The organism is Streptomyces sp. NPDC057743 (assembly GCF_042798755.1).
Classification (GTDB): domain Bacteria; phylum Actinomycetota; class Actinomycetes; order Streptomycetales; family Streptomycetaceae; genus Streptomyces.
Genome location: NZ_JBHVJX010000081.1, coordinates 1 through 8,561 on the forward strand (window position 1 = coordinate 1; position 8,561 = coordinate 8,561).

General features: G+C 40.6%; 9 protein-coding genes. 6 read left to right on the plus strand and 3 right to left on the minus strand.

Translation table 11 applies throughout. The features are described from left to right. Positions 1 to 154: 154 nt before the first annotated feature. From ACFVFQ_RS37910 to ACFVFQ_RS37935, 6 genes are all read left to right on the plus strand, one after another. Positions 155 to 2,605, plus strand: coding sequence for an ATP-binding protein (locus ACFVFQ_RS37910; protein ID WP_383425206.1), 2,451 nt, complete (start codon positions 155 to 157; stop codon positions 2,603 to 2,605). Continuing rightward, positions 2,602 to 2,952, plus strand: a complete 351-nt coding sequence (locus ACFVFQ_RS37915; protein WP_104843702.1) for a cystatin-like fold lipoprotein — start codon at positions 2,602 to 2,604, stop codon at positions 2,950 to 2,952. The genes ACFVFQ_RS37910 and ACFVFQ_RS37915 overlap by 4 nt, the downstream gene beginning before the upstream one ends. Positions 2,953 to 3,002: 50 nt before the next feature. Continuing rightward, on the plus strand, positions 3,003 to 5,192 hold the full coding sequence (locus ACFVFQ_RS37920; protein ID WP_326211976.1) for a CD3337/EF1877 family mobilome membrane protein: 2,190 nt from the start codon (positions 3,003 to 3,005) through the stop codon (positions 5,190 to 5,192). A gap of 3 nt (positions 5,193 to 5,195) precedes the next feature. Beyond that, a complete protein-coding gene (locus ACFVFQ_RS37925) occupies positions 5,196 to 6,158 on the plus strand; it encodes a bifunctional lytic transglycosylase/C40 family peptidase (RefSeq protein ID WP_104843688.1) in 963 nt (320 codons plus the stop codon). Positions 6,159 to 6,171: 13 nt separating this feature from the next. Beyond that, a complete protein-coding gene (locus ACFVFQ_RS37930; protein ID WP_104843689.1) occupies positions 6,172 to 6,720 on the plus strand; it encodes a hypothetical protein in 549 nt (182 codons plus the stop codon). 103 nt (positions 6,721 to 6,823) lie between these two features. Next, positions 6,824 to 7,000: a hypothetical protein gene (locus ACFVFQ_RS37935; protein WP_326211977.1), complete on the plus strand. Its 177-nt coding sequence runs from the start codon at positions 6,824 to 6,826 to the stop codon at positions 6,998 to 7,000. A 4-nt stretch (positions 7,001 to 7,004) separates the two neighbouring features. Here the strand turns inward: ACFVFQ_RS37935 and ACFVFQ_RS37940 are convergent, their stop codons facing one another. From ACFVFQ_RS37940 to ACFVFQ_RS37950, 3 genes are all read right to left on the minus strand, one after another. Beyond that, a complete protein-coding gene (locus tag ACFVFQ_RS37940) occupies positions 7,005 to 7,337 on the minus strand; it encodes a hypothetical protein (protein WP_104843690.1) in 333 nt (110 codons plus the stop codon). A 608-nt stretch (positions 7,338 to 7,945) separates the two neighbouring features. Further along, positions 7,946 to 8,191 carry a CDGSH iron-sulfur domain-containing protein gene (locus ACFVFQ_RS37945; protein WP_170869127.1) on the minus strand — a complete coding sequence of 82 codons (246 nt, stop codon included), beginning with the start codon at positions 8,189 to 8,191 and terminating at the stop codon, positions 7,946 to 7,948. A 237-nt stretch (positions 8,192 to 8,428) separates the two neighbouring features. Then, positions 8,429 to 8,548: an SDR family oxidoreductase gene (locus tag ACFVFQ_RS37950; protein ID WP_383425210.1), complete on the minus strand. Its 120-nt coding sequence runs from the start codon at positions 8,546 to 8,548 to the stop codon at positions 8,429 to 8,431. Between the last annotated feature and the right edge of the window lie 13 nt (positions 8,549 to 8,561).

Sequence of the window (8,561 nt, forward strand, 5' to 3'; positions counted from 1 at the left end):
ATCGTATACCTGCCAAAGCGCAGATATGCCAATGACCAAGAGGTTTTATACTCAAATATTAAACAAGTAACCTTCGAAGATACAATTATTCGCAGGAAGGACGGTGATAACGGTGAAATTAAAGACGCCAATCAAAACCGTACACGACAATCTTATGCTGACCAAATCAGGTGAAATTTATGCTTATTACCGTATTAGCCCCGTTGTTGTGCCTCAGAGCAACAAAGAGAAACTGGAGGATCACAAAGCGGAGTTTAGGATACTGTTTAAAGAATTAGAAAAGTACAAGGATATTCACTTAGAAATGTACCCGCAGCACATGGACTTAGAGCAGCGTTTTGAGTATTTGGAGAAAGACTTTCATCCGAGCACCTTAGAGATCGGGCGATATTATAATCGTGAAACGATAAATATTTTAGAAAATGAGCTTGGCAGCGTCACGCAGCCAGATTTCATTCTCGGTGTACGCTTGAAAGGAAACCTCTTAGAAGGGTCAGAAGATATCAAAGGAGTTGTGAGGAATGCCTTTACGTCTGTTTCAGACGTATTGGTAAACCTTTTGGGATTGGAAAGAGAAATGACCGCAGAGTTTTTCCAACGATTTGAAGGGCTTGAAAAAGACCTTTTTCAACTGGTGGCAAGCGTTGGCGGTCGCCGGCTTACAGAAGATCAATTGATCTATATAAACCGATACAATTTCTTAAGAGATATACACCATAGTGTGGTTGAAGAACAAAAAAAGCGCGGTCAAACCAATATAACCGACGCTATCATTGATCCAACGGAACCCGGGTTTCTAAAGCTTCAGACAACTGAAGGGGAATGCTATACAAGTTTTGTCGTAGTCGATGACTTTCCCGAGGACATGGAATACTCCCACATTTTTCAAAAGGCGCAAAATTTAAATTTCCCCGTAGAGCTGCACATAAAAGCGCAATACCAGTCAAAAGAATCAACATTGAACAAAATTGCTTTAACAAAACAACGTTTCAAGCAAACGCAGCGGGATATGAGCGAGGTTGAAGAAATAGATGACAGGCTCCTATCTGGCCGTGAATTGCTTACCGATTTAAACAATAAAATCCGTAATCACAATTCACCATATTTGAAGTGGGTAGCGACTTTTGTTGTCAGCGGAAAGACTAAAAAGGAATGTAAGCACAGAGCAAGCGAAGTCATTAGGATCATGAAGCATTCACAAATCTATTGTGTGCGTCCTATCGCCGATCAGTTGCAGCTTTTCTATAAATTTTTGCATGGTGCACCGATGCAATTCGAAAAAAACTGGGTGCAGTCAACAACACATGAAGGCTTTGCAGAAAATCTTTTTGCCGTATCAAGCCGGCTTGGTTCGAATGTGGGGTTTTATTTCGGAAGAGTAGACAAATTTACAGAAAAAGTCCCGATCGACCAATCTATAGCCAGCAGTCGAGATATTGTGCTTTACCATCCGTTTATGGCTAATGAGGGAATCGCCGGTGCTTCTACCGACAGCCCACATGTAAATATTACAGGAGCAACTGGAAAAGGTAAGTCCTTTTTAGTGAAAATGATCCTGCTATATCTCTCTTTCTTGGATTGTCAGGTATTAATGACTGACCCAAAGGTGGAGGTACGAAAGTGGTTTACGAAAGCGATTAGTGATCCAGATGTACGGGTTAAGTATCCGATGTTTGTAGAATTGATTCGCTCATTCCACTACGTCACGCTTGATGCCTCTGATAAAAAGAATTTTGGCGTTTTAGACCCAATTATCTTCCTTGATGGATTTGAAGCGAAAGAGACTGCTCAAAACATCATTGAGCAAATTTATGATTTGCATGGGAAAGATGCTGTAAAAACCGAAGTTCTGAAAACTTTAGATGCGGTTATTGAGCGAAAAGCAAAGGGAGAAACCGTTGGGCTTATGCATGTTGTAGATCATCTAGCGAATAGTGAGGACCCAACAATTAAGAGTGCAGGCGAGCTTCTTGTCCAAATGGTTCAGAATAGCATTCTTCAATTAGTTTTCAGCTATGGGGATGCTGATGCCATTAACTTGAATCGCAAAGTAACTATTTTAGAAATTGCCGGTTTAGACTTACCGAATGAAGATGATGACCCACGTTATTACAGTGACAGCGACAGGAAAAGCCTTAGCATTATGATTGGCCTTGCAAAATTCTGTGAAAAATTTGGTCGCCGCAGTCATGATGATCCGACAGCAATCATTTTCGATGAAGCTTGGACGTTGACTAAAGCCCGCGGCGGTAAGCGATTAGTTAAGGATATGAAGCGTGTAGGACGTTCCTTTAAAAATCAGCTATATCTTGTTTCTCAAAATATGGCCGACTCCGAAACAGATGATGATAAGGGGAATTTCGGTGCGCGTTTTGCTTTCGATAACGATGTTGACCGTCCAGACATTTTAAAGACGATGAACCTTCCGCAAACAAAACAAAATGAGGAGATGCTTGCGAATATGGTAAAAGGTCAGGCGTTGTTTATGGATTTTTACGGACGTGTTGGAAAGCTGTCGATAGATTGCTTATTCGAGGAATGGAGAGAAGCATTTAAGACAGTTGAAAAATCACACTCCGCTAGAGCAGAGGAGGAACTGGCATGATAAAAAAACTTGTTTTATCTTTTGCTCTTTTGGCAGCCATAACCGGCATGGCCGGTTGTGGCGGTACAAAGGCGAAATATGATGAAGCCATAGATCAAGTAGTAAGCATACAAAATCAAAGGTTACAGAAGGACGGAGTAGATAAAGACATAGATAAATTAAACCGTGAAGATGCCGAAATTCGTGTTTATCAAGATGGGAAGTATATTTCATTAGATTTTAAAATTCGAGATGGCGACACAATTAGAATGACTTATGAAAAACAAAAGAACGATGAATATGACTTGTATCCAGAAGGTGATGACGATCTTGGAAAGCCTGATTATACGGAAAATGTAAAAGAATAAGCCTGCATGTATACGTGTAGACATGTAGTCATGTAGACAGGAGGGAAGACATGAAAAAAGGCTCGAAAATAATTCTGCTCACCCTATCTGTTTTCGTCATCGTCATTTCCTTTTTAGGGACTGCTGCTTTTGCAGACGATAATAGCAATAAGGTGCAGCCGAAGGATGTAAAGCAGGGAGGAGTCACCCTTGATAGTAAAAGATACAGCTACGATCAATATGATGCGGTAGCCGATGTGGAGTCGAGCTTAAATCCTTTTTCGGAAAAAAACATCAATAAAAATCTGAATAGTATCGCAAGTATAACTTTTGGAATGACTAAGATGATCGCGAATTTAGTTGATACCGGCCTTGACTGGCTATATAACGTAGAGGTTGTAAACCAATTCGCTGATAAGGTCGGAAAAATATCGACTGCTTTATGGGAAAACCTTTATGCTGCATTTGGTGTTTTATTGTTTACGATAGCTGTTCTCTATATATTTTTTCAGTATGTGGGCCAAAAAAACGGTATGAAGGCAGGGCAATCCACAGTTAGATTGATTGTTGTGATTTTGATTGCTTTCGTTTGGTTCACGCAAGCCGGTTGGTTTTTAAAGGCGATGAACAATGTTAGCAGTGAAGTGCAGGGGCTTATTATGAAAAGCGGAACGCTTTTCAATGATGAACGAGATATCGCACAAGGCGAAGAATTAGAGGGGTCTATCGCTCTCCTTCGTAATCAATACTTTGATATTGCTGTCTATAAGCCATATTTAAATATGAACTATGGCATGACAGACGAGAGTAAGATCACGAAGGATGATAAAGACAGGATCACTAAACTACTGGAATATAAGCTCAATGAAGATGGATATAAAGAAAGAAAAAAAATAGCTTCATCAGAAGCTAATGAGCTTAATAATACCATGATGGCGCAATCAGGAATTCCGAATAAAATCGGCGTGGCCATATTTTCGTTAGGCTTTGCTTGTGTGCTGGGTGTTCCTTTGTTGTTAGTGGCGTTTGTGAATTTTATAGTTCAAATTCTTGTCCTAGCAATAAGCGTCATACTCCCGATCAGCTTCATTATTTCCTTCTTGCCGAATTTCTCAAATAGCGCTTGGTACACACTTGGCAGGTTGGTTGGTGCATTTTTTATGAAAGCTTTTGTAGGGATCATTCTTCTGTTTACGTTTTTGATCATTGATATAACAGGTGAATTGATCCCGATGGATACACCCGGAAAATACATGCTGAATGCTTTTGTGACAGCTCTTGCTATCATCTTGATGATTAAGTATCGAGATAAAATCATTGAGTTTGTAACGGCCGGCAGGGTGGTTTCAGTGGATGGCGGAACAGCTAAGCACGCTTATGAAAAAGGGATTCGTCAGCCGGCAGAAAAAACAATTGGAGCTGCTAAGAATTTGGCCGGTGCAGCTGCGGCTGCTTATACTGGCGGAGCTTCAGCTGCAGCATTACAACAAGCTAAAGAACGAAATGAAAACCGTGAGACCGCAGACAGCGCGGGCGATGCCTCAGCTAATGCGATAAAAAGCAATTTGAATGATTCTCCTGACCGTTCCGAGGCGCGATCCTCACAAGGTAATTCAGCTGATAAAGTTGTTAATATGAGTGACTTTAAAGACGGTCGCAAAGACAGAACATTACAAGGCGAATCTCAGGAAGATTCAGATAGACAGGGGCAGCGACAGTCAGGGGGGACAGTTGACCTTCCGGCAGGTGTTTATTATGCAGGAAAACATGAAGAAATGGAACGGAATAAACAAGAGCGAGAACTTCAGACACAGAATGTGACGCCAAAGGCGGAGCCTTTAGATAGAGAGCGATACCGGACTCAACAGGCATCAATGGAAAGCTCTCCGAGTGAGAATACACGTCCGCATATTACATCATGGGATGACAACGCGAGATATGAAAGGAAACAGCAGCCGCAGCTATCGAAAAGTCAAAATGTACAAAGGAATGAGACGGCTCAACCAGTAGAGAGGCTGCGCTCAACTGGCGACACAACAAACCGTAAACCTGAAAGAAGGACTCAGCCCGCCGACAATGAATTGTCTAGCCTTGCGGCAATGGAGCCGCCAATAGAAGAAACTGAAAAACAAATGTCTCAAAATGTAAGACCTAATCGCGCTCAGCCAAAAGACCGAGGGGAGAGACAAGGCGAACGTCAAGCACAGAACGTCTCCGAGAAACATCTACCTGAAAACCCTAATCGGGCACGAGGTGAATAAAGCATGAAAAAGATTCTTGTCATCAGCCTCATCGTGGCTGCGGCAGGGTATGCCGCCCTTATGGGGTTTATCCTGCTGTTTGGTGACGGAGGAGACGAAGGCGGCCGAGGCGGTATAGACAGTAACATAGCAGGTAAAGCGAAAATCAGTCAGGATGTTGAACGTTATCGCCCCTTATTTGAAAAATATGCTGAAAAGTATGATCTCACAAAGCATATAGACGTAATTATGGCGCTTGTCATGCAAGAGAGCGGCGGCCGACACTTAGACGTCATGCAGTCATCAGAATCAATGGGATTGCCGCCTAACACAATTACTGATCCCGAGGTCAGTATAGATGTTGGAATGAAGCATTTTAAAAGCGTCTTAGATAAAGCAGGTGGCGACATTAAATTGACACTCCAAGCCTATAACTACGGCGGCGGGTTCATTGACTACGTTAAAAAAAATGGCGGCAAGTATTCGAAAGAGCTTGCTCTCTCGTTCAGCAAAGAACAGGCCGCAAAGGTAGGTTGGTCGAGTTATGGAGATCCGCTTTATGTCGATCATGTGCTGAGATACCTAGACACAGGAGGAAAAGGCGGAGGAAAAAATCAAAAATTCGATTATGCTCAAGTACACAATATTATGAAAGAGTATTTAGGCACGCCTTATGTGTGGGGAGGCCGGTCTCCATCGGCTGGAGGTTTTGATTGTAGCGGCCTCATGGAATATGCTTTCGGGCAAATTGGTGTTGATCTCAATGGTAATGCTGCGACACAGTATGAGAAAACAAAGCCTGTTCCCGATGATGAGGCAGAGCCGGGCGACTTGGTCTTTTTTAGCACATATGCGCCCGGGCCGACTCATGTTGGAATGTATGTCGGTGATGGAAAATTCATTAATTCAAATGACGCAGGCCTTGAATATTCGAGCGTAGAGACATGGAAAAAGCTTTATCCGTATTTAGGGTTCAGGAGAATATAGAGAGGGTGAGTATGTGGAAGATCAGCAGAAAAGGCGCGGGACACGAATTATTATAATTGTTTCGATTGTTGTCGTAGCTTTGATGCTGCTTTACACCCAATCTTTAAAAAGGGATTTAGCAGCTGCCACGAAGCAAAAGGAAAATTATTCAGCACAAATTGACCGATTGAAAAAAGTAGATCAGACAAAGGCTGCAGAGCTGAATAATGAGTTTATTAATAAATTTTTCACCTACAGCAATACGAAGCAGCGGTATAAAGACATTGAACCATTAATGACTGAAAAAGGTTACCAGTCCACTTATCCAAGCGGGAGCAGTATTCCAAAGAAAGGATCGGATGTATCTTCTTCTGTTTCAGGATTGCAAAGCTATGAATATCAATCAGACAAGCAAGAAGTTTCTTTTATGAATGAGTTCACTGCACGCACAAGCTATAATGGCACAGCAAGCGAACAGAAAATCGTAATCAAAACCCAACTTATTGCGTTGGAGAATGGGGAGTGGAAGGTCGATAATGTTGAATTTATCGCTAATGTAGGCGGAGAGCCGGCGAATAATTAGGTCGAGGATTGATAAAAGTCTGTTTTTTAGACTTTTATCAACCACAGACCTCCAGCAACCGAGCTTGCGAGGGCGGTAGCATAGAGCGAAGGAGTGCACTGCAATGAGTTTGAATGATATGAAAAACCCAAAAGACATGGGTAATGGTGAGCTGTTAGAGGCATATAGCTCTTTTGCATATAGCTCTTTTAACCGAAAACCATTTCGAACGATAGAAGAACAAAATTATTTGGCGCTGCTGCGTCAAGAAATACTGGAACGTATGGATAAAAATGAGTGAGCTGTCATGACATTATCAGATTATCAAAAAAACGGCTCTCTGCTTCGTTCGTGAATAAGTGAGGATCAGAAAGCCGGCCATCTTTTTTTATTCGTGTTTTGATGAATTTTCCTGGTTCCTGGGCAGCTGCTTTGTTCGGATTCTCCTCACAACAAAATTCTTTAAGGAGTGTGAAAACAGTGCGGAAAATACTGTATAACATAGGAGATAACACTATAAGGTATTGGGTGTACAGCATTATTGTTTCAGCTTTTATCGTGGTGATTGGGGTTTTCCTCAGATCAAGTGTAATGCTTGATATTGGATATTTACTTGCTCCTTTGAGTATTCTTTTCATGGGAGTAATTCATATTTATTTGTGTATCGATAGGAGTGAAATATTGTTAAACAAGTTAATTTAAATAAACACATTTTTATAATATTAGCGTTTCTTCCACAAACGCGCCAGATTGTGGCGTAAAGTAGTAAGTTAATTGGAATTCAACTAACAGAGGGACTTTATAAAAATTGTATTGAGGTTATTGATGTATCAATTGGGGGAATTCATAATTATGTATATCAGATACTTCAATTGATAAATTCCCCTTGGATAAGTTTGCTAAGGCAATCGATACGTAAAAAGAATTAATATATTTAATAACGAAATTAAACGAGGTATTCGATTTCTAAAGGGTTCTATTTTGAGGTTCATGTCATATAAACAACAATGAAAAGTGGCGTGTAAACAACAGTTTTGACACGCCACTTTCTAGATTGTTATGAATTTACGATGGTATATGGTACATCTGACATCAAACTGGCGGACACTCTTCTGGTGTTCACATTTTCCACAACTGAATTAGGTATTCCAATTTAAAACCATTTTTTTTATTAACGATGTTCTCCAGGGAAATTGATGGGAGATAGGAAAGGACAAATACCTTCCTTTTACCAGTTGAAAAATAATTAAGTTGCCCTCACTGTGCTTTCAAACTTACCGCGATGCGATCCATCACAAAACGGTTTGTGATTTGACAAACCACAACGGCATAACTTGAACTGCTCTCCAATGTTGAAAGGATTACCTTCACCGTCAACTAACTCTACATTTCCTGTTACGATAGATGGTCCGTTATCCGTCACTTTTATAATAACCTTGGTCACTTTTATCCCTCCATTAAAATCTGTACATCCTAGATTATTTCCAACCATTAATATACTTATTCAGCATATCTAAATTTATCATTTGCCTCAATGCTAGTAAAATCAGCAATTGAAACAAAATTTAATTGACAGCTATTTAGTGGTTAAAACATTCAGTCCTATGGAGGGGTATAAAGAAATTCACAAAGGTATTCCAGATAAGAAATTTTAAATTTAATATGCTTTACAAGAGAAAACAAAAATAATTAAGCTCCTTATCGGGATCATGGCCTTTAACTTTACATATTATTGAGCAGAGAAACCACCATCAATAACAAGTTCAGCACCAGAAATATATGAAGAGTCATCAGATGCTAGGAACAATACCGCGTGCGCAATATCCATAGGCTGTCCTAAACGTTGCAATGGTGTTGCCTGA